Origin of the sequence: Streptomyces sp. NPDC058576 (assembly GCF_042718715.1) — a bacterium.
Lineage (GTDB): Bacteria > Actinomycetota > Actinomycetes > Streptomycetales > Streptomycetaceae > Streptomyces.
On sequence record NZ_JBHXPF010000020.1, the window covers coordinates 36660 to 60805 of the forward strand.

Consider the following 24146-nt stretch of genomic DNA (forward strand, 5'->3'; position numbering starts at 1 on the left):
GGCTCGGTACCTAGTTGGCCTCTCGGGTGGCGAGCTGTTCGGCGGACTGGGCGACGCCGAACGCCTGCGGGATGGGCTGGCTGGCCAGGTAGAGGCGCTCGGCGACCCTCCGGGGCAGCGGGAGGTACTGGAAGTCGCCGTGGACGCGGCCGTCGGGGGCCATCGGCCGGGCGTTGAACCGGGCGACCGTGACGATGCGGTAGGGGTCGCGGCCGTGGCTGTCCAGGACGGCGATCTCGGTGACCTTCCTGGCGCCGTCGGCGTGCCGGGTGAGCTGGACGATCACGTCGACGGCGCTGTTGATCTGGTCGTGCAGCGCCTCGAAGGGGATCTCGACCTCCGACATGGAGGCGAGGGTCTGGAGCCGCATCAGCGCGTCCTCGGCGCTGTTGGCGTGGACGGTGGCCAGCGAGCCGTCGTGACCGGTGGACATCGCCTGGAGCATGTCGAGGGACTCGCCGCCTCGGACCTCACCGACGACGATCCGGTCGGGGCGCATACGCAGCGAGTTGCGGACCAGGTCGCGGATGGTGATCTGGCCCTTTCCCTCGACGTTCGCCGGGCGGGACTCCAGCCGGATCACGTGGCTCTGCTGGAGCTGGAGTTCGGCGGAGTCCTCGATGGTCACGATGCGCTCCGCGTTCGGAATCAGTCCGGAGAGCGCGTTGAGGAGGGTCGTCTTGCCGGTGCCGGTGGCTCCCGAGACGATGATGTTGAACTTGGCCTGGACGAGCCCGGCGAGCAGGACCAGCATCTGTTCGTCCAGCGAACCGAAGCCGATCATCTCCTGGAGCGTGAAGGAGCGCGGGAAGCGGCGGATGGTGAGCGTCGCGCCGGTCAGCGACAGCGGCGGGATGATCACGTTGACACGTTCCCCGCTGGGCAGGCGGGCGTCGACCATCGGGTTGGACTCGTCGACGCGGCGGTTGACGGTCGACACGATCCGCTCGATGGTCTGCATCAGCTGCTCGTGGGAGGCGAAGCGCATGGGGAGCTGTTCGACCTTGCCGTTGCGCTCGACGAAGATCTGGTCGGGGCCGTTGACCATGATCTCCGTGATGGACGCGTCCTCCAGGAGCGGTTCCAGGATGCCGAGGCCGAGCGCCTCGTCGACGACGCGGCGGATGAGCTGCGAGCGCTCGACGGTGGAGAGGACCGGGCCCTCGCGGCTGATGATGTGGCCGAGGACGCGTTCCAGCCGGGCCCGCCGGTCGGCGGCGGCCAGCGAGGACATCTCCGCGAGGTCGATCTCCTCCAGCAGCTTGGCCCGGTAGGTGGCCACCATGTGGCTGTCCTCCCGCGCCCCGCCCTGCTCCTCCGGAGCGGTCATGCGTGCCCGCAGGCTCATGTGCGTAACTCTCCTCGTCGGGGTCGGAATCTCTGGCGGGGCCGGTTCAGAAGGGGGATCTCTCGTTGGGCATGGTCGCGCTCCGCTTCGCCCACCAGCCGTCCAGACCCGGAACGACGGAGGGCACCTTCACCTCGACCGTGACCGTGATGTCCCGGCCACCGCTCTCGTCGTAGCGGAATCCGCCGCTCTCCACCCAGTCGCTGACCGCGTCGCGGGCGTTGGACTGGCCGCTGCCCCGGGCGTCGACACTGGCTGCCGTACGGGCTCCGGCGCGGGCCGCCGTGCCCGCCTGGTTGGCGGCGTACGCGGCGAGGCCGAGCTGAATGGCCCCCATCGCGACGAGGAGGAGCAGGGGGAGGAAGCCGAGGTACTCGATGGCGACCTGGCCCCGGTCGCGCTCGTTCTCCCGGTGCGGGCGCCTCGTCATCACTGGTCCTCCCTCGGCGATCCGGCCGTGCCCTCGATCTTGGTGTCGAGGTCGAACAGGCCCGGCACCAGGACCGGGACCTTCAGTTCCACCGTGGCCTCGTACAGGCCGCTGCCGCCGCCGCAGTCCACGTCCGCCGCCTTGCGCCAGGCGTCGGGCAGGTCCTTCATCGCCCCCGCCTCGCACGCCGCCCGCGGTGCGAACTCCGCTCCGCTCCCCTTGCGCGCGCCCACGTCCGCCGCGTTGCCCGCGAGGCTGAAGGTGTAGCCGATCAGGGCGCATTCCCAGAGCACCAGCATGATCAGGATGATGAAGGGGGTCATGCCCAGGAACTCGACGGCCGTCTGGCCCCGATCCCGGCGATCGCGGTCACGTAGGGCGGTGATCCGCCCCCGTATGCCGCTGCGAACTGTCCTCGTGGTGGTCATCGCTCAACGTGTCCCCTCGGAGTCTCCGGCGCCGCGGCCGGAGCCGCCGCGCCGGCGGCGCGGGCGTCCGATCGAGCCCCGGTCGTTCTTGAAGGCGCCGCTGTTCCGCTTGACCAGGGCGCTGCCGCTCTTCTTCGCCGTCGCGCTCTCCTTGACGATGCCCAGCTCTCCGGCCAGGCCCCAGAGCGCTTGCTTGACCGTGCTCTTGGCGTCCAGTTCGTGCAGGCGTCCGGAGTCGATGGACGCCTGGAGCTCCTTGAAGTTCGCGGGGACCGCCGCCGAGGCGACCCGGGTGCCGGTGATCTTCTGGATCAGCGGCGGCTGGATCTCGGTGTTGCGGGTGAAGCGGTTGACGAGGGTGACGGTCTCCTCCGCCTTGCGGATCTGGAGCCGTTCCCACATCCGTACGATGCGTTTCGCGCCGCGCACCGCGACCACGTCGGGGGTCGTCACCAGCAGGGCCACGTCCGCCATCTCGATGGCCGCCGCGTTGGCCCCGTTCATCTGGCCGCCGCAGTCGATGACGACGATCTCGTAGCGGGTGCGGAGCGCGCTGACGATCTGGCGGGCCGAACGGTCGCTGACCTCCTCGCCGCGTTCGCCCTCGCCCGGGGCGAGCAGCAGGGCGAGGCCGGTGGAATGGGAGAACACCGCGTCGGACAGCACCCGGGGCGATATGTCGGCGATCAGGGCGAGGTCGACGAGGGAGCGCCGGAACTGGACGTCGAGGAACGAGGCGATGTCCCCGGTCTGGAGGTCCATGTCCACCAGCGCGACGGTGTTGCCGGACGCCTGTGCGGCCAGGGCGAGTTGGATGGCGGTGACGGTCGCGCCGACGCCGCCCTTGGCACCGGTGACCGTGACCACCGTGCCGCCGGGGCCGGTGAAGACGTCGTTCCCGGAGGTGAGGTGGCGGCGGACACCGGCGGACCACTGGGCGGCCGCCTGGACGCGGTTGGCCAGTTCCTCGTAGCTCAGCGGCAGGGTGACGAGGCCGCGCGCCCCGGAGTCCATGGCGTCGGCGAAGAGGTTCGGGCTGGCGTCCGCGGTGATCATGACGACGCCGACGGAGGGGAAGCGCAGCGACACCTCCCGGATCAGCTCCAGGGCAGGTACCGGGCCGATCCGCTCGTGGACCAGCACCACCTCGGGCAGTTCGTCGAGCGCCTCGCCCGCGAGGCGGGCCAGGGTGTCGATGAGCTGGGTGGAGTCGCCGACGGGGGTCGCCGGCTCGGCGTCGGGCAGCTGGCTGAGCAGGGTGGTGACGGAGCGGGCCGCGTCGAGGTCGCCGACCGCCGGGAGGATTCTGGTGGTCATCCCATCCTCACTTGTCCTTGTCGAGCGTGTAGGTGCGGTCCCCCGGGCGGATGGTGCCGTCGCTGCCCGGGGCGACGAGTGCGAGGCGGACGTGCTCCGCGAAGGACTCGGCGTAGGCGACGCGCTGGGTGTCCAGCGTGTTCAGGGCGAAGGTGATCGGCACGGCCTCGGTGGCCTGGGTGCCCCGGTCGTCGGCGCTCGGGTCCAGGGCGGTGAGTTCGCCGACGTCCAGCACCTTGGCGTTGGAGACGATGACCTTCGACTGGGCCGCGGCGCCCTGCTGTTCACCGGCGAACGTGGCGTAGATGTTGACCGTCGCGCCCGGCGTGATCTTGCCCGCGACACCGGTGGAGGCGTCGATCATGATGGCGATCTCCTGCTCACCGGCGCGGAGTTCGGGTTTGCGGACCATCATGTCCGACTGCAACAGCGAGCCTTGGCGGAGTTCGGTGACCGCGATCTTCGACTCGACCTCCCGCAGGTCGGTCACGGCGTTCTCCGAGAGCCACCGTTTGGGCATCGTGATCTTCTCGAACTGGCCGCTGTTCAGGGCGGTGTACGGAGCCACGTTGGTCTTCAGCTGGTACGCCGTCACCTCGGGTCCGACCTTCGAGTTGACGTCGCTGATCACCGAGAGCACGCCGGCGAAGGCCGCGAAGGCGCACAGGACCGACAGGAGCAGGAGTATCACGCCGCGGCGCTGGCGGGAGTTCATGGTCCGGACAACCTCGTTCGAGTCGGATGCGTGCAGCGGATGCGTGAAGCGGACAGCGGACGGAGCGGGCGGTGCAGTGGCGCGATGGCGCGCTGTGGAGCGGTTCGTGCCGTGGAGCGGTTATGGGCTGTGGAGCGGTTACGCGCTTACATCTACGGCCGCGTTGTCGCCGCGGAGGAAGCGGCGGTTCGCGGTCCGGCGGGTGGGGCGGGGACGGTGGCGCTGGACGGTCTGCGTGCGCGGGAGCGGTGCGGCCCGGCGCGGGCGGCGAAGGGCGTACGGGGAGCGGTCGTACTACGGGCCCGGCGATTTTTCGGTCCCAGGGTGTTGGACACCGGCGGGGAGCATGCGGTTCTCCGAAACCGCGAGAGGAGCGGAACAGAATGCGCAGCGGTCACCGATGAGTTCCATGGCGCACCAGTGACACTTTTCCCGGCGTACGGAGGAGACCAGCTGGTAGAGCACGGAGAGGTCGGGGAGATGGGCGGCGAACTCCACCAGCTTTCCCGTGCCCCACCAGCGCGGTGAGTCGGCCGGGACAGCGGTGTCGTGAATGGCCTGGACCTTCCAGGCGGGTGCAAGGGTCTCCTGTACCCACTCCGACTGCAGATTCCCTTTGGCCACCAGGAGTTGCGTACCGAAATCGGGCCCCGCCGGCGGTTCGGCGGTCGGACCGAGTTTCACCAGCTGCGGCTCGGGTCCGGCGAGCACGGCGAACTGGGACCCGGGGACCCAGGACTTGGCGTGGCTCTTGAGGCTGACCGGGACCCGGTCGAGCCGGGCGACGGAGTTGAGGAGGGCGCCCGCGTAGATGTAGTGCGAGAGCAGCCGGGCGGCGGAGGCGACCACCCCGGGGCTGAAGTCGCAGATGGACAACTGCCGCAGCTGGCGCACCAGTACGGCGACACCGAGGGGCGGGAGATCCACCTTGACCAGGGCGATCCGGTCGCTTTCCAGCACCGAGCGGATGGAGTGGAGGCGGCGTTCGTGCGCGGGCCGGATGCCCGAGGGGTAGAGGGCGATCACATACCCGTGCTGTTCCAGCAGCAGGTGCATGTCCCCGATCGCCAGCTCCAGCGCCTGGGCCTCGGGGGCCTGGAGCAGGGCGGCGGTCGGCGTCTGCTGGTCGGTGGGCGGCAGCACCAGGTCTGCGCTCGTCACTGCTATCGCGGTCGGCACGCTCTCCCCGTTTCGGCTCCGGTCGACGTGGGGACGTCGGCCGCAATCGCTCCTGCTCCGTGCTTCTGCCCCAGCACTTTAGCCACGTCTCACCAGGCAGAGAACAGTTATCGGAGACCAGTACGACACCATGCGAACACCGTTCCAACGAGGGCCGGGTGCTAAACGGGATGAAATCGATTTCTGCCAACTTCGTTATCACTGCGGAGCGTTACCGAATCCGGCGTCCGGCTTTCGATCAGGTATCCATTCGCGCACGTCAGCCTGGATTCCGAGGCGACCGGCTCCCTTTTCGTAAGGGCGTTTCGGTGACCGTCCGAAGATCTGCCGCAAGATCACTCGTGCGGGGGGCGGAGCGTGGTCGCGGGGTCGCTCCCGGACCGGGAATCCGCGGTCCGCCACCCCCGTACGGGGGTGGCCACGGCCCCTCGCGCCCGAACGGGCGGACGGCCTTTCCCTGCCAGAGGCCTTGACAACTTGATTGGTCTGGACCAGTTTATGCGCACCGCCCATCCCCGGCACCCCCAACTCCCCCCGGAGGCACCAGTGGAACGCTCCACAGGCCGCAGTCGCAGAAGGCGTCGCTCCCGGCCCGTACTCGGTGGCACCCTGGCCGTCGTCGCGGCCGCCGCCCTGACCGTCACCGGACTCGTCGGCACCGCCCAGGCCGCCGACGTCAACAACGCCAAGAACGCGGGCTTCGAGTCCGGCCTCGCCAACTGGACCTGTTCCGGGGGCAGCGGCGCCGCCGTCTCCAGCCCCGTGCGCAGCGGTACGTCCGCGCTGAAGGCCACCCCGGCCGGCCAGGACAACGCCAAGTGCTCGCAGTCGGTCAAGGTGAAGCCCAACTCGACCTACGCGCTCAGCTCCTGGGTGCAGGGCGGTTACGCCTACCTCGGGGTGACCGGCAGCGGAACGACCGACGTCTCCACCTGGACGCCGGGCTCAACCACCTGGACCAAGCTGTCCACCAGCTTCAGGACCGGCGCGAACACCACCTCGGTGACCGTCTACACCCACGGCTGGTACGGGCAGGCAGCCTACTTCGCCGACGACGTCGAGGTGACCGGCCCCGACGGCGGGGGCGGCGGCGAGGAGCCCCCGGTCGTCCCGGCCACCCCGGCGGGCCTCACGGCGGGCGCCACCACCACGTCCTCCGTCGCCCTGTCCTGGAACGCGGTCTCCGGCGCCACGGGCTACCGCGTGTACCGCAACGGTACGCAGGCCACCACCGCCACCGGGACCTCCGCGACCGTCACCGGGCTGACCGCGGACACCGCCTACCAGTTCTCGGTGAGCGCCACCAACGCGGCGGGCGAGTCCGCCAAGTCGGCCGCGATCACCGCCCGTACGGCCAAGCAGGGCACCGGTCCCGGCCCCGGTCCCGCCGTGCCCAAGCACGCGGTGACGGGCTACTGGCAGAACTTCAACAACGGCGCGGCCGTCCAGAAGCTCACCGACGTCCCGGCCGACTACGACATCATCGCGGTCTCCTTCGCGGACGCCACGCCGACGCAGGGCGCGGTCACCTTCAACCTGGACACCGCCGGGCTTGGCGGCTACACCGACGCCCAGTTCCGCTCCGACATCAAGACGAAGCAGGCCCAGGGCAAGAACGTCATCATCTCCATCGGCGGCGAGCTGGGCACGGTCCGGGTCGACAACGACGCCTCCGCCACCGCGTTCGCCAACTCGGTGTACGCGCTGATGCAGGACTACGGCTTCAACGGGGTCGACATCGACCTGGAGAACGGCCTCAACGCCACCTACATGACGAAGGCGCTGCGCCAGCTGTCGGCGAAGGCCGGCTCCGGGCTGGTCATCACGATGGCCCCGCAGACGCTCGACATGCAGTCGACGTCGGGTGAGTACTTCAAGACGGCGCTGAACGTCAAGGACATCCTGACCGTCGTCAACATGCAGTACTACAACAGCGGTTCGATGCTCGGCTGCGATGGCAAGGTCTACTCGCAGGGCTCGGTGGACTTCCTCACCGCGCTCGCCTGCATCCAGCTGGAGGGCGGTCTCGACCCGTCCCAGGTCGGCATCGGCGTCCCCGCCTCCACCCGCGGCGCGGGCAGCGGCTACGTCGCCCCGTCGATCGTGAACGCGGCGCTGGACTGCCTGACCAAGGGCACCAACTGCGGTTCGTTCAAGCCCTCGAAGACCTACCCGTCGCTGCGCGGCGCGATGACCTGGTCGACGAACTGGGACGCGACGGCCGGGTTCGCCTGGTCGAAGGCGGTCGGCCCGCACGTCCGCGGCCTGCCGTAACCCGTATCGCTCAGCGATCCTCGCAACCCGCAGCGCCGCCGCTCCCCCGGCGGCGCTGCGGCGTTCCGGCGTTTCGGATTTCCGGCCTCGGACCGGTTCGCGCGTCACCAGGGCAGGTCGCGCACCTGCTGGACGCACAGCACGACGAACAGCAGCCCGGACAGGGCGAGCATCCCGTTGCTGAGCCATCCGTTGCGCCACTCCCCGGGCGTGCGGGAGGAGTTGAGCAGCCAGATCAGGGTCAGCGCGAGGAACGGCATGAAGAACGCGCCGAGCACCCCGTACGCGATGACCAGGCCGAAGGGCTCGTCCAGCCAGAGCAGCGTCATCGGCGGGAAGGTCAGCCACAGGAGGTAGGCGCGGAAGGGCAGCGAGCGCTGCTGCCGTTCGGCGACGGCGGGGCCGGCCTTCTCCTCGCCCCCGGCCGCCGGGGCCCGGAACCGCTCCACGAAGTCGGCGAACATCAGGCTCACCCCGTGCCAGACGCCGATCAGCGACGAGAACGACGTGGCGAAGAAGCCCACCAGGAAGAGCTTGGCGGTGCCCGCGCCGAACCGGTCCTCCAGCACCTTGCCCAGGTCGATCAGCCCGCGGTCGCCCGAGGTCAGGGCGATCTGCGAGGCGTGCAGCAGCTCGGCGCCCACGATGAGCATCGCGACGACGAAGAGCCCGGTGGTGATGTAGGCGACCCGGTTGTCGAGCCGCATGACCTTCATCCAGGAGGAGTTGCTCCAGCCCTTGGCGTTGACCCAGTAGCCGTACGCGGCCATCGTGATCGTGCCGCCGACGCCGCCGATCAGCCCGAGGGTGTAGAGGAGGGAGCCGTCGGGCAGCACGGGCAGCAGCCCGGCGAACGAGGCCCCGACGTCCGGCACGACGCGGATCGCCACGTACACGACCACCACGAACATGATGCCGATCAGGACCGTCATGACCTTCTCGAAGACGGCGTACCGGTTGAACCAGACGAAGACCAGCCCGATCAGCCCGGTCACGATCGCCCAGAACTTCAGCCCCGGCCCGTCGGGGAACAGCGCCACGATGGGCAGGGCGCTGGAGGACATGGCCGTCGCCCCGTAGATGAAGCCCCAGACCACGACGTAGATCGCGAAGTAGACCGTGGTCCAGGGGCCCAGGCTGCGCCAGCCGTCGAAGAGCGTGCGGCCGGTCGCCAGGTGCCAGCGGCCGGCCGCCTCGGCGAGCGAGATCTTGACGACGCAGCCGATCACCGCCGCCCACATCAGGGTGTAGCCGAACTTGCTGCCCGCGATCAGCGTCGCGACCAGGTCCCCGGCCCCGACCCCGGTCGCCGCGACGACGATGCCGGGGCCGATGTACTTCCAGCTGGACTTACGTGGTCGGGAGGCCGGCTCCCCTGTCTCTGTGGTTGCGCTTGTCTCCGCCATGCTGATCAAGGAAGCGCAGTCGGCGGGGACAGCACAAGGGGTGTGCGGGGATCGGGCGGCCGGAGGCGCCTGGGACGTCCCGGTGTGTGCCGGTTCGCTAGATGACCAGGCTGAGCAGCGCCGCGACCACGAAGCCCGCGACCGACAGCACCGTCTCCAGGACCGTCCAGGACTTCAGCGTGTCGCGTTCGCTGATGCCGAAGTACTTCGACACCATCCAGAAGCCGCCGTCGTTCACGTGCGAGGCGAAGATGGAGCCCGCCGAGATCGCCATGATGATCAGCGCGAGGTGGGCCTGGGACAGGTCCTGGCCCTCGACCAGCGGGACCACGATCCCGGCCGTGGTGACGATCGCGACGGTGGCCGAGCCCTGGGCGACGCGCAGGACGACCGAGATCAGCCAGGCGAGCAGGATGACGGGCAGGCCCACGTCGTTGAAGGTGTCGGCGAGCGCGTCCGCGATGCCGCTGCCCTTGAGGACCGCGCCGAAGATGCCGCCCGCGCCGACCACCAGCAGGATGTTGCCGACGGGCTTCAGCGAGGACGTGGAGACGGACTCCAGGGACTTGCGGGACCAGCCGCGGCGGATGCCCAGCAGGTAGTACGCGAGGAACAGGGCGATCGTCAGGGCGACGAACGGGTTGCCGAAGAACTCGATCACCGAGCGGAGCGTGGAGGGGTCCAGGGCGATGGAGGAGAACGTCGCGGCGAGGATCAGGATCAGCGGGGTGCCGATGATCGCGAGGACCGTGAGGAGCGGCACCGGCTTCTCGTGCGGGGTGACCCCGGCGGCGCGCTGTTCGGCGGCGACGGCGGCCTTGGCCTCCTCGGCGGCCTCCACCATGTCCTGGGGTACGTCGACGAAGACACGCTTGCCGATCCAGGCGGAGTAGCCCCAGGCAGCGATGACGGACGGGATGCCGACGACGACGCCCATCAGGATGACCCAGCCGAGCGACACGTTGAAGAGTCCGGCGGCGGCCACCGGGCCCGGGTGCGGCGGCAGGAACGCGTGGGTCATCGACAGGCCCGCCAGCAGCGGCATCGCGTAGAGCAGAATCGATTTTCCGGAGCGCTTGGCCGCGGCGTACACGATCGGCGCCAGCACGAAGATGCCCACGTCGAAGAAGACCGGGATGCCGAAGACGAGGCCCGTCATCCCCATGGCGAGCGGGGCGCGCTTCTCGCCGAAGGCGTTCAGCAGCCGGGTGCTCAGCACCTCGGCCCCGCCGGACACTTCGAGGATCGCCCCGAGCATGGTGCCGAGTCCGATGATGATCGCGACATGGCCGAGGATGCCGCCCATGCCGGATTCGATGACCGAGACGGCGGCGGATTTCTGGACGGTGCCGAAGAGTTCGGTGACCGAGAGCCCGGCACCGAGGCCGACGGCTATGGAGACCGCGAGCAGGGCGACGAAGGGCTGGAGCCTGACCTTGATGATCAGGAAGAGCAGGAGGGCGATGCCGAGGGTGGCAACGGTCAGCAGACCGGCGGTGCCGTCGATCAGGAGGAGCAGACCACCGGTGTGCGGTGGTGTCTCGACCGGCGCCGGTGTGGCGGCGAGCAGCATGGGGACTCCGATGGTGCTGGAGGGCAGGGGGGAGCGCGGCACGGCGCCCCCGGGGGGCGGGGCGCCGTGCCGTACGGCGTGCGGGAGGGGTTACGCGGGTGGGGCAAAGCGATCCGTGGGGCGCGGCGTTCGGGGGGAAGGAACGGTCGGCGGGCCGGAACGGGTCAGCTGAGCACCGCGAGCGCGTCGATCTCGATCAGCAGGCCCTTGGGCAGGCCGACGTAGACCGTGGTGCGGGCCGAGGGGGCCTCCTTGAGGTTCTGCTCCGCGAAGTAGGTGTTGTAGATCTCGTTCATCTCCGCGAAGTGGTCCACGTCCGTGAGGTAGACGCGCATCATCATCACGTCGTCCCAGCTCGCGCCGCCCTCCTCCAGGATCGCCTTGACGTTGGCGAAGATCTGGAGGGTCTGCTCGCGCAGGGTGGGGCCGGCCGGGGTCGGGGCCTGGCCCTCCACGGCGGGGAGGAAGCCGACCTGGCCGGCGACCTGGAGGATGTTCCCCTTCTTCACGCCGTGCGAGAACTTCGCGGGCGGCGTGGTGTGGGTGGAGGGGGTGAGGGCGGTCTTCTCGGTCATGGCTGATCAGACTTTCTTGGGTCGGTTGATGCCGGAGTACTCCCGGCTGATGGTCTCGGCGGTGCGCCGGACCAGCGGGAGCAGGGTGAGGAGTTCCTCGGCCGTGACGACCACATTGGGTGCGGACACCGACATGGCCGCGACGACCCGCCCGTCCGCGCCGCGGATGGGGGCGCCGACGCAGTTGATGGACTCCTCGTGGCCACCGAGGTCGGTGGCCCATCCCTGTTCGCGCACGACGGCCAGCTCCTTGAGGAAGGCGGCCGCGTTGGGCGTCGAACGGGACGTGTACATGGGGTAGTCGAGCTTCTCGGCGATGACGCGCCGCTCGGGCTCGGTGAGGTCGGCCAGCAGCAGCTTGGCGACGGCCGCGACGGTGATCGCGACGGGCTTCCCGATCCGGGAGTACATCCGGACCGGGTAGCGGCTCTCGACCTTGTCGATGTAGAGGACTTCCTGCTCCTCGTACACGGCGAGGTGGACGGTGTGCCCGCACCGGTCGTTCAGGGCGACCAGGTGGGAGTGGGCGATCTCGCGGACGTCGAGGTTCTCGACGGCTTCCTGCGCGAGCGCGAAGAGGCGGGCGCCGAGGCGGTAGCGCTGGTCCTGCTGGCGGTAGACGAGGCCGTGCTCGTGGAGCGTACGCAGCAGGCGCAGCGCCGTGGACTTGTGGACGCCGAGCCGCTCGGCGACCTGGCCGAGGTCGGCGGGTCCCTGGGCGAGCAGCGGCAGGATGCTCAGTGCCCGGTCGACGGTCTGGCTCATGGTGTGCGTACCTCCTCGGGGGCCCGGTCGGCTGCGGTCCAGCCGGGGCCGAGACGAAGTGTGCCCCAGGCGTCGTCGCCGAGGGCGACGAGGCGGTCGGCGTGCTCACGGGCGGGCGGTTCGGTGAGGTCGCCGGGGACGGTGAGGACGGCGGCGGCCATGAGATGCCCGTGCCGGACCCGGTCGCGGACGGGCAGCCCGCGCAGGGTGGCGGAGAGGAACCCGGCGGCGAACGCGTCGCCCGCTCCGACGGCGGCGACGACGTCGACCCGGAGTGCGGGCACGTGGGTGACGGTGTCACCGCTTCCGGCCGCGGCGCTGTCCGCCCCTCCGCCCACCGTGGAGCGCGAGCCCGGGGCACTCTCAGCGCCTGCGGCGTCGGAGGAGCGGGGTCCGGCGGCACTTTCCGCCCCTCCCGCACCCGACGAGCGGGCTCCGGCGGCAGAATCAGCCCCTCCGGCGTTTGAGGAGCGGGGTCCGGGGCGGAGCCCCGAGGCGAACACCGTCGCGCCCGCACTCCCCTGCTTCACGACTACGACGGACGGCTCCGGCAGCGCAGCGCGGATCGCCTCCGGGCCCACGATCCCCCACGCCTCCTCCGCCTCGTCCTCCCCGACGAACACCAGGTCGGACCGGCGGGCCAGCTCCAGCAGCACGGAAGCGTCGCCGCCCCGCCACAGATGCGGCCGGTGGTTCACGTCGAAGGACACCAGCGGCCGCCCGGCACGCGGAGCCGTCAGCTCCCGCAGCAGCGCCAGGCAGTCGCCGGACAGCGCCGCCGTGATCCCGGACAGATGCAGGATGCGCCCCGCGAACAGCTCCGCGTACGGCACGTTCGCCGGGGACATCGCGGACGCCGCCGACCCGGCCCGGTAGTACGCGACCTCGTGCGTGTCGGTCCCCCGGTCCGTGGCCGTACGGAAGTAGATGCCGGTCGGCCGGACCGGGTCGCGGCGGACGGCCGACGTGTCTACCCCGTACGACGCGATCGTCTCGACGAGGTGGTCGCCGAAGCCGTCCGCGCCGACCCGGCCGACCCAGGCCGCCCGGTGCCCGGCGGCGGCGAGCGCGCAGGCCACGTTGGACTCGGCTCCCCCGATACCGCGCCCGAAGGAGGGCACGTCGGCGAGGCGGCCGGGCTGCGAGGGCAGGAACGTCACCATGGACTCACCGAGACAGACGACGTCGGTGGTCGTGGCGGCGTGGGCCGTCCCTGCTGCGGGTCCGGGCACTGAGGGCTCCTCGCTGATCGGCGTGCGGGCCGGTGGTCACCATTGACCGGGCATCGGCTCGGATGTTAGACAGCGTTGAGCGATATACGCAATGGGTGTTGCATATGTTGCAACGAACTTCGAGGAGCTCCCCTTGGCAGCCGAACGCCCCACCGGCCACACCGCCGCCCCCGCGCCTTCCGCCCCCGGCGTCTCCCCCGCGTCCCTGGCGTCCGGCCTTGCCGACGAACGCGTCGACCACCGCTTCAAGGCCCTGCCGCCGGACGCGGAGGGCCTGACCGTCAAGGACCTGGCCGCCGAGCGCCGCAACCTCTTCACCGGCGGGTTCACCACCCCCGTCCTCGCGCTCTCCGCCGAGTCGGTGGCGCACAACCTCGACCTCCTGGAGACGTACGCCGAGCGCCACGGCCTCGCGTTCGCGCCGCACGGCAAGACGTCCATGTCCCCGCAGCTCTTCGTGGACCAGCTGAAGCGCGGCGCGTGGGGCATCACGGCCGCCGTGCCGCACCAGGCGCGGGTCTACCGGGCGTACGGCATCGGGCGGATCTTCCTCGCCAACGAGCTGGTCGACGCGGTCGCCCTGCGCTGGCTGGCCGGCGAGATGACGGCCGACCCGTCGTTCCGCTTCGTCTGTTACGCCGACTCCGTGCGCGGCGTCGAGCTGATGGACGAGGCCCTCGGCGCGGCGGGCGCCACCCGTCCGGTCGACGTGGTGGTGGAGCTGGGCGCGGGCGAGGGCGCGCGCACCGGGGCCCGCACGGACGCCGACTGCGCGGCCGTGGCCGACGCGGTGGCGGCGGCCGGGTCGCTGCGCCTGGTGGGCGTCGCCGGGTACGAGGGCGAGGTGCCGGACGCCGACCCCGAGCGGGTACGGGCGTGGCTCCGGCGGCTCGTCGCACTCGCGGCCTCCTTCGACGGCGAGAAGCGGTTCGCCGGGGCCGAGGAGATCGTGATCAGCGCGGGCGGCAGCGCCTGGTTCGACGCGGTCGCCGACGTCTTCGACGGGATTCCCGAACTGAGCCTGCCCGTCCTGAAGTTGCTGCGCTCCGGCGCGTACGTCTCGCACGACGACGGGCACTACAAGCACCTCACCCCGTTCAACCGCGTCCCCGAGGAGGGGGCCCTTGAGCCCGCCTTCCGGCTCTGGGCGCAGGTCGTCTCCCGCCCGACCGGCGAGCAGGCGTTCCTGAACGCGGGCAAGCGGGACGCGGCGTACGACCTCGACCTGCCCGAGGCGCAGGTGGTCCGCTCCGGCCGGGACGGCTCGGTGCGGCCCGCCACCGGGATCACGGTCACCGGCCTCTCCGACCAGCACACCTGGGTGCGCACGGAGGAAGGGGCCGGGCTGGAGGTGGGCGACTGGGTCGGCATGGGTCTCTCGCACCCCTGCACCAGCTTCGACAAGTGGCAGCTGATCCCGCTGGTCACGGCGGACGGCACGGTCACCGACTACATCCGCACGTTCTTCTAGAGGCGCAGGCCCCACCCCGATCGGAAAGGTGACCCATGGACCTGGTCCTGCGTGACGCGCTCGTCGTCGACGGCACCGGCGAGCCCTCCTACCGCGCCGATGTGGCCCTCGACGGCGGCCGCATAGCCGAGATCCACCCCGAGGGCTCTCCCGGCCCCCGCCCCACCGCCACCCGGACCGTGGACGCGGACGGCCTCGCGCTCGCCCCCGGCTTCATCGACATGCACGCCCACAGCGACCTGGCGCTGCTGCGCGACCCGGACCACAGCGCGAAGGCGGCGCAGGGCGTCACGCTCGAAGTGCTGGGCCAGGACGGCCTTTCGTACGCCCCGGCCGACGACCGCACGCTGGCCGAGGTCCGCCGCTCCATCACCGGCTGGAACGGCGACGGCTCCGACATCGACTTCGACTGGCGCACGGTCGACGGCTATCTGGACCGCCTGGACCGCAACTTCGGCGGCCAGGGCATCGCCGTCAACGCCGCCTACCTCGTCCCGCAGGGCACGGTCCGGATGTACGCGGTGGGCTGGGACGACCGCCCCGCCACCGACGCCGAACTGGCCCGGATGAAGGAGCTGGTGGACCAGGGCATGCGGGAGGGCGCGGTCGGCATGTCGTCCGGGCTGACCTACACCCCCGGCATGTACGCGGACGACGCCGAACTCACCGAACTCTGCCGGGTGGTGGCCCGCCATGGCGGCTACTACTGCCCGCACCACCGCAGTTACGGAGCGGGCGCCCTGGGGGCGTACGAGGAGATGGTGCAGCTGACCCGCAACGCCGGCTGCGCCCTCCATCTCGCCCACGCCACCATGAACTTCGGCGTGAACGAGGGCAGGGCCCCCGACCTGCTGGCCCTCCTCGACGGCGCGCTCGCCGCCGGGGCCGACATCTCGCTCGACACCTATCCGTACACCCCCGGCTGCACCACGCTGGTCGCCATGCTGCCCAGCTGGGCGAGCGAGGGCGGCCCGGAGTCGGTCCTGACCCGGCTCGCGGACCCTTCGAGCGCGGAGCGGATCCGGCACCACCTGGAGGTGCTGGGCTCGGACGGCTGTCACGGGGTGCCGATCGAGTGGGACACCATCGAGATCTCCGGCGTCAGCGCGCCCCACCTGGCCGCGTACGTGGGCCGTACGGTGGCGGAGTCGGCGGCACTGCGGGGCGAGGAGCCCTGGGTGACCGCGCGGCGGCTGCTCACCGAGGACCGGCTCGGCACGACGATCCTCCAGCACGTGGGCCACGAGGAGAACGTACGGCAGATCATGCGCCACCCGGTGCACACCGGCGGCAGCGACGGCATCCTCCAGGGCGACAAGCCGCATCCGCGCGCGTACGGCACGTTCCCGCAGTATCTCGGACGGTACGCCCGGGAGTTGGGCATCCTCTCGCTGGAGGAGTGCGTCGCCCACCTGACCTCGCGCCCGGCCGCCCGGCTGCGGCTCGCCGACCGGGGCCTGGTGCGCGAGGGCTACCGCGCGGACCTGGTGCTGTTCGACCCGGAGACGGTGGCGGCGGGCTCCACGTTCGAGGAGCCGCGCACGCTGCCGGTGGGCATCCCGCACGTCCTGATCGACGGCCGGTTCGTCATCGAGGACGGCAAGCGGACGTCGGTGCTGGCGGGCAAGGCGGTCAGGGGAGCCGGGGCCGCCTGAGGGCTCACCGGGAAGCGTCCGCCGCGCGCTCGGCCGCCCAGGCGAGGTCCTCCTCCGTGGGGGCGTCGTCCTGGGTGAGGGCCCGCCGCCAGTAGCCGCTGAACTCGACCGCTTGCTTGGGCAGTTCGCGGTCCTCGACCAGGTGGCGGCGGAGCGCCCGGACGGCGGACGCCTCGCCCGCCACCCAGGCCGCGTCCACCCCGTCGAGGGCCGCTCCGGCGTCCCGTACGGCTGCCGCCAGCGAGCCGCCACGGTCGCGGTGCACCCAGCGGACCTCGGCCCCTCCGGCGGCGGGCGGCAGCTCCCGCTCCTCCGCCACGTCCGCGACCTCGGCGAACACCACGGCCCCGGTCCCGGCCGGCAGCGCCTCCAGCAGCGTGGCGATGGCCGGGAGCGCGGTCTCGTCCCCGGCCAGGAGCATCCGCCGGGCGGCGGGCAGCGGGCGGGCGTAGAGGGACGACGGGCCGACCATGCCGAGGACGTCGCCGGCCCGGGCCGTGGCACCCCAGCGGGCGGCGGGGCCGCCACCGGCTTCCGCGCCTCCGTGCAGCACGAAGTCCACGGCCATCACGTTGCGTTCGCGGTCGTAGGAGCGGACGGTGAAGCTGCGCATCCAGGGCCGCTCCGCCTCCGGGATCGCGAGGTAGGCCTCGTACCAGCGCATGCCGTCCGGGTCGTCGGCGTCCCGCTCCGGCAGTCGGGGCTCCGCCTGCCCGGCGCGCGGCAGGCAGAGCTTCAGCTGCTGGTCGGGGCGGTCCTCCAGGAGCCCGGGCAGCTCGTCGGCGGTGAAGCCGATCCTCGCCGTGCCGGGAGTGACCCGCTCGACGTCCACGACCCGTACGTACGTGACCGGCAGCGCCTGCCCCATCGCGACCCGACCCCTCTCCTGCCGAAAACCACCGAAGGCCACTGAAGGCCACTGAAGGCCACTGAAGACCGCCGAAGAGCACTGATACCTTACGGCGTAATGAATTACCCGCCGGATGTTACTTTACGACGTAAGGAGTTGCAAGTGGTGGTCTTCGCCGGGCAGGGCGACCCCCGCCGTTCCCTCTCCCTTCTGTGGCGCGCGGACGCCCCGCCACCGGCCCGCGGCGGACCGGGACCCAAGCCCCGGCTGAGCGTGGACGCGATCGTGGCGGCCGCCGTGGCGCTCGCCGACGAGGAGGGGATGGGAGCCCTGTCCATGCGCGCGGTCGGCGAGCGGCTGGGGCGCACGGCGATGGCGCTCTACACCTACGTCCCCGGCAAGAGCGAGCTGCTGGACCTGATGTACGACGCCGTCCACGCCGAACTCCCGTCCGCGTATCCGGAGTCGGACGACTGGCGGACCGCGCTCACCGCCTGGGCCGGGGAGGTCCTGGAGTTCTACGTCCGCCACCCCTGGGTGCTCCAGGTCTCACAGGCGCGGCCGGTGCTGGGACCGCACGAGTACGCGGGCCTGGACACGCTGGTCGCCCTGTTGCGGACGACCGGCCTGGAGGCGGGGGTGCTGCGGCGGCTGGTGGGGACCGTGTTCCCGTATCTACGGGGCTCGGCGCAGGCGGTGGCGGACGCGCGGCTGGCCGCGGCGGCGACCGGGAGTTCCGACGAGGAGTGGTGGGCGGCGCGCTCGGCGGCCCTGCTGGAGCTGGTCCCCGACTTCGCGGAGCGCTTCCCCGCCATGAGCCGGCTGGAGGCGGAGGGGCCGGTGGAGCCGTACCCGGCGGCGGGCCCGGAGGGCGCCGAGGCGCTGCCGTACCTGGAGCGGGAGGCCCGCGAGACGTTCCGGGTGGGGCTCGGGGTACTGCTGGACGGGATCGAGGCGGCGCGCGCCCGGCGGCCCTGAGGGTGGTCAGGACCGCCGGGCGCGCGGCTCGTGCGGCTACGGCTTGGGCAGCGCGCAGCCCTCACGGTCGAGGTCGATCTTGTTGCCGGTCGCGATGCACGGGACCATGGTGTACGTCTGCTGGGCGTAGTTGATGCCCTCGCGGACGGTCACCTCGCCGTTCTCGTCGACCTCGCACGGGTTGTTGTCCGTGCACTCCTGGCCGCTCTCGTTTCCGGTGTTGTTGACGGCGACCACCTTGCCGGTGGCGTCGTCGATCACCGGCGAGCCGGACGTCCCGCCGATGGTCTGGCACTCGGGGGTGTAGCGGACCGAGTCCTTCCAGGTCCACCGGCCCTCCTTGAGCTGGTGGACGAAGCCGTCGATGTCGCAGCTGTAGGTGCGCTTCCAGTAGCCGGAGGCGACGGTGATCGCGGTGCCCGCCGTCGGGTGGGCGGTCTCCAGCTCCAGCGCCTGGATGCCGTAGCTGTCCTCGATCTGCTGGTAGGTGCTGGTGAGTTCGTAGAGCGAGAGATCGGTGTCGGTCATCGTGCCGTATGCGATCTTGCTCGCCTTCAGGGTGCCGACGCCGTCTCCCGAGGCGTTGAGCAGGGTGAACGTACGGGAGGACGGCTGGTCGACGACGACCTCACCGGGGCCCGGGAAGCCGGACTCCAGGCAGTGCCCGTTGGAGAGCACGAGGGCGGGGTCGGTGGGGGCGGAGTCGGGCGAACGGACTACGGAGCCCGAACAGTTGCTGAGTGCGACGGTCCCGGCGAAGGTCACGGCCTTCGCGGCGGGTACGGCGTCCGGTGCGGCGTACGTCGTCCGCGGTGCGGTTTCGGCCGAAACCTCGCTCGCGTTCCCGGCGGGTCCGGCTGCCGCGACGGGCGCGGCACCCGCTCCCAGGAGCAGGGCAGCAAGAAACGCACCGACGAGAGGCTTGTTCATGTGGGGGGTACCTCCAGTGATGCCAAGGGCCGGAGATCTTCCGGCTTTTGACATGCGCATGTTGGCGCAGATGTCAGGCCATCACAAGGGGTCGATTCCGGCCGCGGCCGCGGCTACCCCTGACTCAGCCCCGCCACGGGCTCGGCGGCGGCCTCCGTCCCGGACGCGTCCCGGTAGATGTGGTCGCGCCCCCACTCCCCCAGCGGTTCCAGCGCCGCGTTCAGCGAGAGGCCCAGCGGGGTGAGCGAATACTCCACGCGCGGCGGCACCTCGGCATACACCTCGCGGTGCACGATGCCGTCGTCCTCCAGCTCCCTGAGATGGGAGCTGAGCACCTTCTCGGTCACCCCGGGCACGGCCCGGCGCAGCTCACCGAACCGGCAGGTCCGCTCGTTCAGCGCCCACAGGATGAGCACTTTCCACTTGCCGCCGATCACGTCCATCGCCGCGTCGATCCCGCAGACGAACGCCCCCGGCCTCCGTACGACCCGCTTCATCGGACCGCCCCTCCCCACCTGGTCGCTATCCACGAGGTAACCACCCACTCCATAGTGCGTACTTGTCGGCACCGGCCTCTTCGACCAGCCTAATCGTCATGTCCGACAACACCGTTGAATCCGCCTCTCCCGCCCCTCTCACCCTGCTCGGCCTCGGCGCCATGGGCACCGCGCTCGCCCGTACCTGGCTCGCCGCCGGGCACCCTCTGACCGTCTGGAACCGCAGCCCCGGCCGGAGCGCCGAACTCGCCGCCGCGGGCGCGCGGGTGGCCGCGACGGCGGCCGAGGCGGTGGCCGCGAGCCCGCTCGTCGTCGTCTGCCTCCTGGACGACGCCTCGGTCCGCGCGGCGCTCGCCGACGCCGACCTCACCGGCAAGGACCTGGTCGACCTCACCACCTCCACCCCGGCCGAGTCGCGCACCCGGGCGGTCTGGGCGAACGAGCGCGGCGCCCGCTTCCTGGACGGCGGGATCATGGCCGTCCCGCCGATGGTCGGCGTGCCGGAGGCCGGCGGCTATGTCTTCTACAGCGGCTCGCGCGAGGTCTTCGACGCGCACCGGGACGTGCTGGCCGTGCCCGTCGCCACCCGGTACGTCGGCGCCGACCCCGGTTTCGCCGCGCTGCACGACGTGGCGCTGCTCAGCGCGATGACCGCCATGTTCGCCGGGGCCCGGCACGCGGCCGCGCTGGTGGCGGACGCCGGGATCGACCAGAAGGAGTTCGGCACGCTGGTGGCGGACTGGCTGACGGCGATGGCCCCGGCGACGGCGGCGTACGCGGGCGGTCCCGTGCCCGAGGACTCCACCAGTGCCGCCGTGGCGGAGGCGGGAGACGCGACGCTGCTCCGCACCGCGCAGGAGCAGGGCGTCGACACGGCCCTGCTGATCGCGTCGGCGGGCTCGATGACGGGCATGTGACGGTCCGGCGCGACTCACGGCCCGTGACGGTCCGGCGCGACTCACGCCGCGTGACAGTCGGGCGCGGCGATGCGGACCGGGCGCTTCCGCCCTTCCGCCCTCCCTTCCGCCCTACCGTCGGCGCCTGCGCCTGCGCCTGCGTCAGGCTTCCGTCGCCGCGGCCTCCTTCGCGTACGTCACCGCCTGGAGCAGCGTCAGTCCGGGTTCGGCCTGGCGCAGGATCTTGATGGCCTCCACCGAGTCCGCCGGCCCCGCGTGCCCGGCGGCGGCGAGCCGCTGCCGCACCCACTGGCCGCGCAGCTCCGCGTCCGGGCGTCCGGCGGAGTCCTCGGCCAGGGCGAGGGCGCGCTCCAGTCCGGGACGCTCGGCGTCCGGGGCGGTCTCCAGCGCACGCCGAAGGCCGGCGACGACATCGGGGGCGTCGCGGACGACGAGAACGGCGAGGGGCTGGGGCTTCCGGAACAGGCTCATGGGGCACCGTTACCCGGGACGGCCCGGCTCTCACCGGAGTTGAGCAAGATCTGAGCCGCCCGCCTCGGGAGCGCCTCGGTCCAGCGACCGAGGCCCAGCGACCGAGGCCCTCCGGTCGCGCACTTCGGTCCGTGGCCGGAGGCGTGCCCGCGCCCCGGCTGCGTACGGTCGGCGTATGACAATCGACCTCGACGCGTACTTCGCCCGCATCGGCTGGGCCGGGGAGCCCCGCCCCACGCTGGAGGTGCTGCGGTCCCTGCACCGGGCCCACCTGTCCGGCATCCCGTTCGAGAACCTGGACGCCGTCCTCGGCTCCGCCCCGTCACTGGCGCTCGACGACCTGGAGGCGAAGCTCGTGCGCGGCGGGCGCGGTGGGTACTGCTTCGAGCACAGCACCCTCTTCTGCGCCGTCCTGCGGCAGATCGGCTTCTCCGTGACGCCGCTGACGGCCCGCGTGATGCTGGGTGCGGCGCCGGGCGACATCCGGCCGCGTGCGCACATGCTGCTACAGGTGGGCGTGGAGGGTGAGCCGCATCCCTATCTGGCGGACGTCGGCTTCGGGGCGACCGGCGCCCTGCTGGAGCCGATCGAGCTGGTGGAGGGCGCCGACCTGTTCGACGCCCCGCGCCACCACCGGCTCGTCCAGGTCGCCCACGACGGCCCGCTGCCGACGTGGGAGCTCCAGGCGAACAAGGGCGGCTCGTGGGAGCCGCAGCACACGTTCACCCTGGAACCGTTCGAGGCGCCCGACTACGAGATGATGAACTGGCACGTCGCGACGCACCCGAACTCGCCGTTCCGGCAGGCGGTGTACGCGCAGCGCACCCGGATCGGCTCGCACCTGCTGCTCGCCGGGCTGGACCTGGTGGAGACGGCCGACGACGGCACGGTCAAGGAGCGGCGGCTGAAGGACGGCGCAGAGGCGCTGCGGGTCCTGGCGGACGACTTCGGCATCCGGCTCCCGGAGGGCGCCCGGCTGCCCGAGTGACCGCCCCGGACGGCCCGGCCGACCCCACGCACCCGCCCCGTACGCGTCGGCCGGGTACGGGGCGACCGGGTCCACCCGGCCCCCGGCCCGGGTACCCGCGTGGCGCATCTCACCCGTCCCGGCCGCTCACGCCGCCTTTCCAAGCCCCGACGCCGTCCCGACCGGGCGATCCCACGGTCCGGGGCGGCGACGGGCATGGCGATGGAAGACGCGGCGGGGCGGGGGCGCGCCCCGCGGGGAGCACGCCGGGAGCAATCCCCGCGCACCCCGCGAAACGCCGCCGTAAGCTCGCGGACATGCAGGTCATCCAGTCGACGAAGCTCGCCAACGTCTGTTACGAGATCCGGGGTCCCGTGCTGGAGGAGGCGATGCGGCTGGAAGCGGCCGGTCAGCGCATCCTCAAGCTGAACACGGGCAACCCCGCCGCGTTCGGGTTCGAGTGCCCGCCGGAGATCCTCGAAGACATCCTGCGCAATCTCGCGGGCGCGCACGGCTACGGCGACGCGAAGGGGCTGCTGTCCGCGCGCCGCGCGGTGATGCAGCACTACCAGACCAAGGGGATCGACCTCGACGTCGAGGACATCTACCTGGGCAACGGCGTCTCCGAGCTGATCCAGATGTCGATGCAGGCGCTGCTGGACGACGGCGACGAGGTGCTCGTACCGGCTCCCGACTATCCGCTGTGGACCGCCTCGGTCTCGCTGGCGGGCGGTACGGCCGTGCACTACCGGTGCGACGAGCAGGCCGACTGGATGCCGGACCTCGCGGACATCGAGCGGAAGATCACCGACCGCACCAAGGCCCTGGTGATCATCAACCCGAACAATCCGACCGGTGCGGTCTACGACGACGCGATGCTGCGCGGTCTCACCGAGATCGCCCGGCGGCACAACCTGATCGTCTGCTCCGACGAGATCTACGACCGGATCCTCTACGACGGCGCGACCCACACCCCGACGGCGTCGCTGGCGCCGGACCTCATGGTGCTGACCTTCAACGGGCTCTCCAAGAACTACCGGGTGGCCGGCTACCGCTCCGGCTGGATGGCCGTCTGCGGCCCGAAGGCGCACGCCACCTCGTACATCGAGGGGCTGACGATCCTCGCCAACATGCGGCTCTGCGCGAACATGCCCTCGCAGCACGCGGTGGCCACCGCGCTCGGCGGGCGGCAGTCGATCGAGGACCTGGTGCTGCCGGGCGGCCGGATCCTGGAGCAGCGGGATGTGGCGTACGACCTGCTGACCTCGATCCCCGGGGTGACCTGCGTGAAGCCGAAGGGGGCGCTGTATCTCTTCCCCCGGCTCGACCCCAAGGTCTACAAGATCAAGGACGACCGGCAGATGGTGCTGGACCTGCTGCGGGCCGAGAAGATCATGGTCGTGCAGGGCACCGGCTTCAACTGGCCCGAGCCCGATCACTTCCGGATCGTCACGCTGCCGACGGCCGAGGACCTGACCGACGCGGTGACCCGGATCGGCACCTTCCTGGACGGTTACGGACAGCCGTAGACCGATCACGCCTCCGGACCCCACATAACTTTAGACTCATTCCAATGTAGGATGGTTCCACGCACCATCGGGAGGCCATCCATGTACGAGCCGATCCGCAGCCCATCGGTCCACGCTCCGGCCGACGACGCGGACTTTCCGCACCGCAGCCGCGAGGACGAGCTGGACATCCAGCTCGCCGGGCATCTGGCCGCCCTGCTCGCCGTCACCGACGAACTGGGCCTCGGCACGGCGGGCGACCGGATCGCCGAACAGGTGGCCCGGCTGCGCGGCGCCCCGCCCGCCCGGCACGCGGGCCTGACCGACGCTGCCCCCGCGGACCTCCACCGTCGCGCCCACGCCCTCGCGGGCCGCGCCCTGCTGGTGGCCGCGTCCCGCGCCGACACCACCGCCGCCATCCTCTCCGCCGAGCGGATGGACGCCCACACCGCGGCCCTCGCCGCCGCCGACGTCGCCCCCTCCGGGCACCTGGTCGGCGCCCACTGACGGCCCCGGTCCGCGCGCTTCGGAGGCGTGCGGACCGGGTGCCACGGACTTCACGGCATCACGAAAAGGGGCGGCCCCCGGAACCGTGAGGGGGTTCCGGGGGCCGGGAGGGGTGTCCTTGGTCGGGGACGAGCCCTCCGGGGCCGCCGGTCA

At 71.4% G+C, this 24146-nt stretch carries 23 protein-coding genes; 8 read left to right on the forward strand and 15 right to left on the reverse strand.

What is annotated here, in order from left to right; genetic code table 11:
- Positions 1-10 precede the first annotated feature (10 nt).
- The 6 genes from ACFWRV_RS16480 to ACFWRV_RS16505 form a co-directional block, all read right to left on the reverse strand.
- The gene (locus ACFWRV_RS16480) at positions 11-1348 is read right to left on the reverse strand and encodes a CpaF family protein (protein ID WP_384334599.1); all 1338 of its coding nucleotides are present in this window, start codon (positions 1346-1348) and stop codon (positions 11-13) included.
- Positions 1349-1394: 46 nt separating this feature from the next.
- Positions 1395-1778: a TadE/TadG family type IV pilus assembly protein gene (locus tag ACFWRV_RS16485; protein WP_384334602.1), complete on the reverse strand. Its 384-nt coding sequence runs from the start codon at positions 1776-1778 to the stop codon at positions 1395-1397.
- Complete coding sequence (locus ACFWRV_RS16490) at positions 1778-2206, reverse strand: TadE family protein (protein WP_384334605.1); 429 nt, start codon at positions 2204-2206, stop codon at positions 1778-1780. Before ACFWRV_RS16490 ends, ACFWRV_RS16485 begins: the two co-directional genes overlap by 1 nt.
- A gap of 3 nt (positions 2207-2209) precedes the next feature.
- On the reverse strand, positions 2210-3523 hold the full coding sequence (locus ACFWRV_RS16495; protein ID WP_384334608.1) for a CpaE family protein: 1314 nt from the start codon (positions 3521-3523) through the stop codon (positions 2210-2212).
- A gap of 7 nt (positions 3524-3530) precedes the next feature.
- Positions 3531-4238 carry a Flp pilus assembly protein CpaB gene (gene cpaB, locus ACFWRV_RS16500; RefSeq protein ID WP_384334611.1) on the reverse strand — a complete coding sequence of 236 codons (708 nt, stop codon included), beginning with the start codon at positions 4236-4238 and terminating at the stop codon, positions 3531-3533.
- Between the two features lie 294 nt (positions 4239-4532).
- Positions 4533-5399: a hypothetical protein gene (locus ACFWRV_RS16505; RefSeq protein WP_384334614.1), complete on the reverse strand. Its 867-nt coding sequence runs from the start codon at positions 5397-5399 to the stop codon at positions 4533-4535.
- 564 nt (positions 5400-5963) lie between these two features.
- Between ACFWRV_RS16505 and ACFWRV_RS16510 the strand changes: the two genes are divergently transcribed.
- The gene (locus tag ACFWRV_RS16510; protein WP_384334617.1) at positions 5964-7691 is read left to right on the forward strand and encodes a chitinase; all 1728 of its coding nucleotides are present in this window, start codon (positions 5964-5966) and stop codon (positions 7689-7691) included.
- 104 nt (positions 7692-7795) lie between these two features.
- Here ACFWRV_RS16510 and ACFWRV_RS16515 read toward each other — a convergent pair whose 3' ends face one another.
- The 5 genes from ACFWRV_RS16515 to ACFWRV_RS16535 form a co-directional block, all read right to left on the reverse strand.
- On the reverse strand, positions 7796-9097 hold the full coding sequence (locus tag ACFWRV_RS16515) for an Nramp family divalent metal transporter (protein ID WP_384334620.1): 1302 nt from the start codon (positions 9095-9097) through the stop codon (positions 7796-7798).
- Between the two features lie 97 nt (positions 9098-9194).
- Positions 9195-10670, reverse strand: a complete 1476-nt coding sequence (locus ACFWRV_RS16520; RefSeq protein WP_384334623.1) for a GntP family permease — start codon at positions 10668-10670, stop codon at positions 9195-9197.
- Positions 10671-10834: 164 nt separating this feature from the next.
- Complete coding sequence (locus ACFWRV_RS16525; RefSeq protein ID WP_384334626.1) at positions 10835-11245, reverse strand: RidA family protein; 411 nt, start codon at positions 11243-11245, stop codon at positions 10835-10837.
- A 6-nt stretch (positions 11246-11251) separates the two neighbouring features.
- Positions 11252-12010, reverse strand: coding sequence for an IclR family transcriptional regulator (locus ACFWRV_RS16530; protein ID WP_384334629.1), 759 nt, complete (start codon positions 12008-12010; stop codon positions 11252-11254).
- Positions 12007-13242, reverse strand: a complete 1236-nt coding sequence (locus ACFWRV_RS16535) for a sugar kinase (RefSeq protein WP_384334632.1) — start codon at positions 13240-13242, stop codon at positions 12007-12009. Before ACFWRV_RS16535 ends, ACFWRV_RS16530 begins: the two co-directional genes overlap by 4 nt.
- 133 nt (positions 13243-13375) lie before the next feature.
- Here ACFWRV_RS16535 and ACFWRV_RS16540 point away from each other — a divergent pair, with 133 nt between their 5' ends.
- Together ACFWRV_RS16540 and ACFWRV_RS16545 are read left to right on the forward strand one after the other, a co-directional pair.
- The gene (locus ACFWRV_RS16540) at positions 13376-14713 is read left to right on the forward strand and encodes an amino acid deaminase (protein WP_384334635.1); all 1338 of its coding nucleotides are present in this window, start codon (positions 13376-13378) and stop codon (positions 14711-14713) included.
- 35 nt (positions 14714-14748) lie between these two features.
- Positions 14749-16368, forward strand: coding sequence for an amidohydrolase family protein (locus ACFWRV_RS16545; protein ID WP_384334638.1), 1620 nt, complete (start codon positions 14749-14751; stop codon positions 16366-16368).
- Between the two features lie 4 nt (positions 16369-16372).
- On the opposite strand, the gene ACFWRV_RS16550 is transcribed toward ACFWRV_RS16545, so the two are convergent.
- The gene (locus ACFWRV_RS16550) at positions 16373-17236 is read right to left on the reverse strand and encodes a siderophore-interacting protein (RefSeq protein ID WP_384334641.1); all 864 of its coding nucleotides are present in this window, start codon (positions 17234-17236) and stop codon (positions 16373-16375) included.
- A gap of 144 nt (positions 17237-17380) precedes the next feature.
- Between ACFWRV_RS16550 and ACFWRV_RS16555 the strand changes: the two genes are divergently transcribed.
- The gene (locus tag ACFWRV_RS16555; RefSeq protein ID WP_384334644.1) at positions 17381-18196 is read left to right on the forward strand and encodes a TetR/AcrR family transcriptional regulator C-terminal domain-containing protein; all 816 of its coding nucleotides are present in this window, start codon (positions 17381-17383) and stop codon (positions 18194-18196) included.
- Between the two features lie 36 nt (positions 18197-18232).
- Here ACFWRV_RS16555 and ACFWRV_RS16560 read toward each other — a convergent pair whose 3' ends face one another.
- Both ACFWRV_RS16560 and ACFWRV_RS16565 read right to left on the reverse strand, forming a co-directional pair.
- Positions 18233-19126, reverse strand: coding sequence for a serine protease (locus tag ACFWRV_RS16560; RefSeq protein ID WP_384334647.1), 894 nt, complete (start codon positions 19124-19126; stop codon positions 18233-18235).
- Positions 19127-19239: 113 nt separating this feature from the next.
- Positions 19240-19623 carry a winged helix-turn-helix transcriptional regulator gene (locus ACFWRV_RS16565; RefSeq protein ID WP_384334650.1) on the reverse strand — a complete coding sequence of 128 codons (384 nt, stop codon included), beginning with the start codon at positions 19621-19623 and terminating at the stop codon, positions 19240-19242.
- Between the two features lie 98 nt (positions 19624-19721).
- On the opposite strand from ACFWRV_RS16565, the gene ACFWRV_RS16570 reads away from it, so the two are divergent.
- A complete protein-coding gene (locus tag ACFWRV_RS16570; protein ID WP_384334653.1) occupies positions 19722-20540 on the forward strand; it encodes an NAD(P)-dependent oxidoreductase in 819 nt (272 codons plus the stop codon).
- Positions 20541-20681: 141 nt separating this feature from the next.
- On the opposite strand, the gene ACFWRV_RS16575 is transcribed toward ACFWRV_RS16570, so the two are convergent.
- Positions 20682-21011 (reverse strand): hypothetical protein, encoded by a 330-nt coding sequence (locus ACFWRV_RS16575; protein WP_384334656.1) that lies wholly within the window; start codon positions 21009-21011, stop codon positions 20682-20684.
- Positions 21012-21186: 175 nt separating this feature from the next.
- Here ACFWRV_RS16575 and ACFWRV_RS16580 point away from each other — a divergent pair, with 175 nt between their 5' ends.
- The 3 genes from ACFWRV_RS16580 to ACFWRV_RS16590 all read left to right on the forward strand — a co-directional run bounded on the left by ACFWRV_RS16580 (position 21187) and on the right by ACFWRV_RS16590 (position 23993).
- Positions 21187-21999, forward strand: coding sequence for an arylamine N-acetyltransferase (locus tag ACFWRV_RS16580; RefSeq protein WP_384334659.1), 813 nt, complete (start codon positions 21187-21189; stop codon positions 21997-21999).
- 296 nt (positions 22000-22295) lie between these two features.
- The gene (locus tag ACFWRV_RS16585) at positions 22296-23507 is read left to right on the forward strand and encodes a pyridoxal phosphate-dependent aminotransferase (protein ID WP_384334661.1); all 1212 of its coding nucleotides are present in this window, start codon (positions 22296-22298) and stop codon (positions 23505-23507) included.
- An 81-nt stretch (positions 23508-23588) separates the two neighbouring features.
- Positions 23589-23993 carry a hypothetical protein gene (locus tag ACFWRV_RS16590; protein ID WP_384334664.1) on the forward strand — a complete coding sequence of 135 codons (405 nt, stop codon included), beginning with the start codon at positions 23589-23591 and terminating at the stop codon, positions 23991-23993.
- Positions 23994-24146 lie beyond the last annotated feature (153 nt).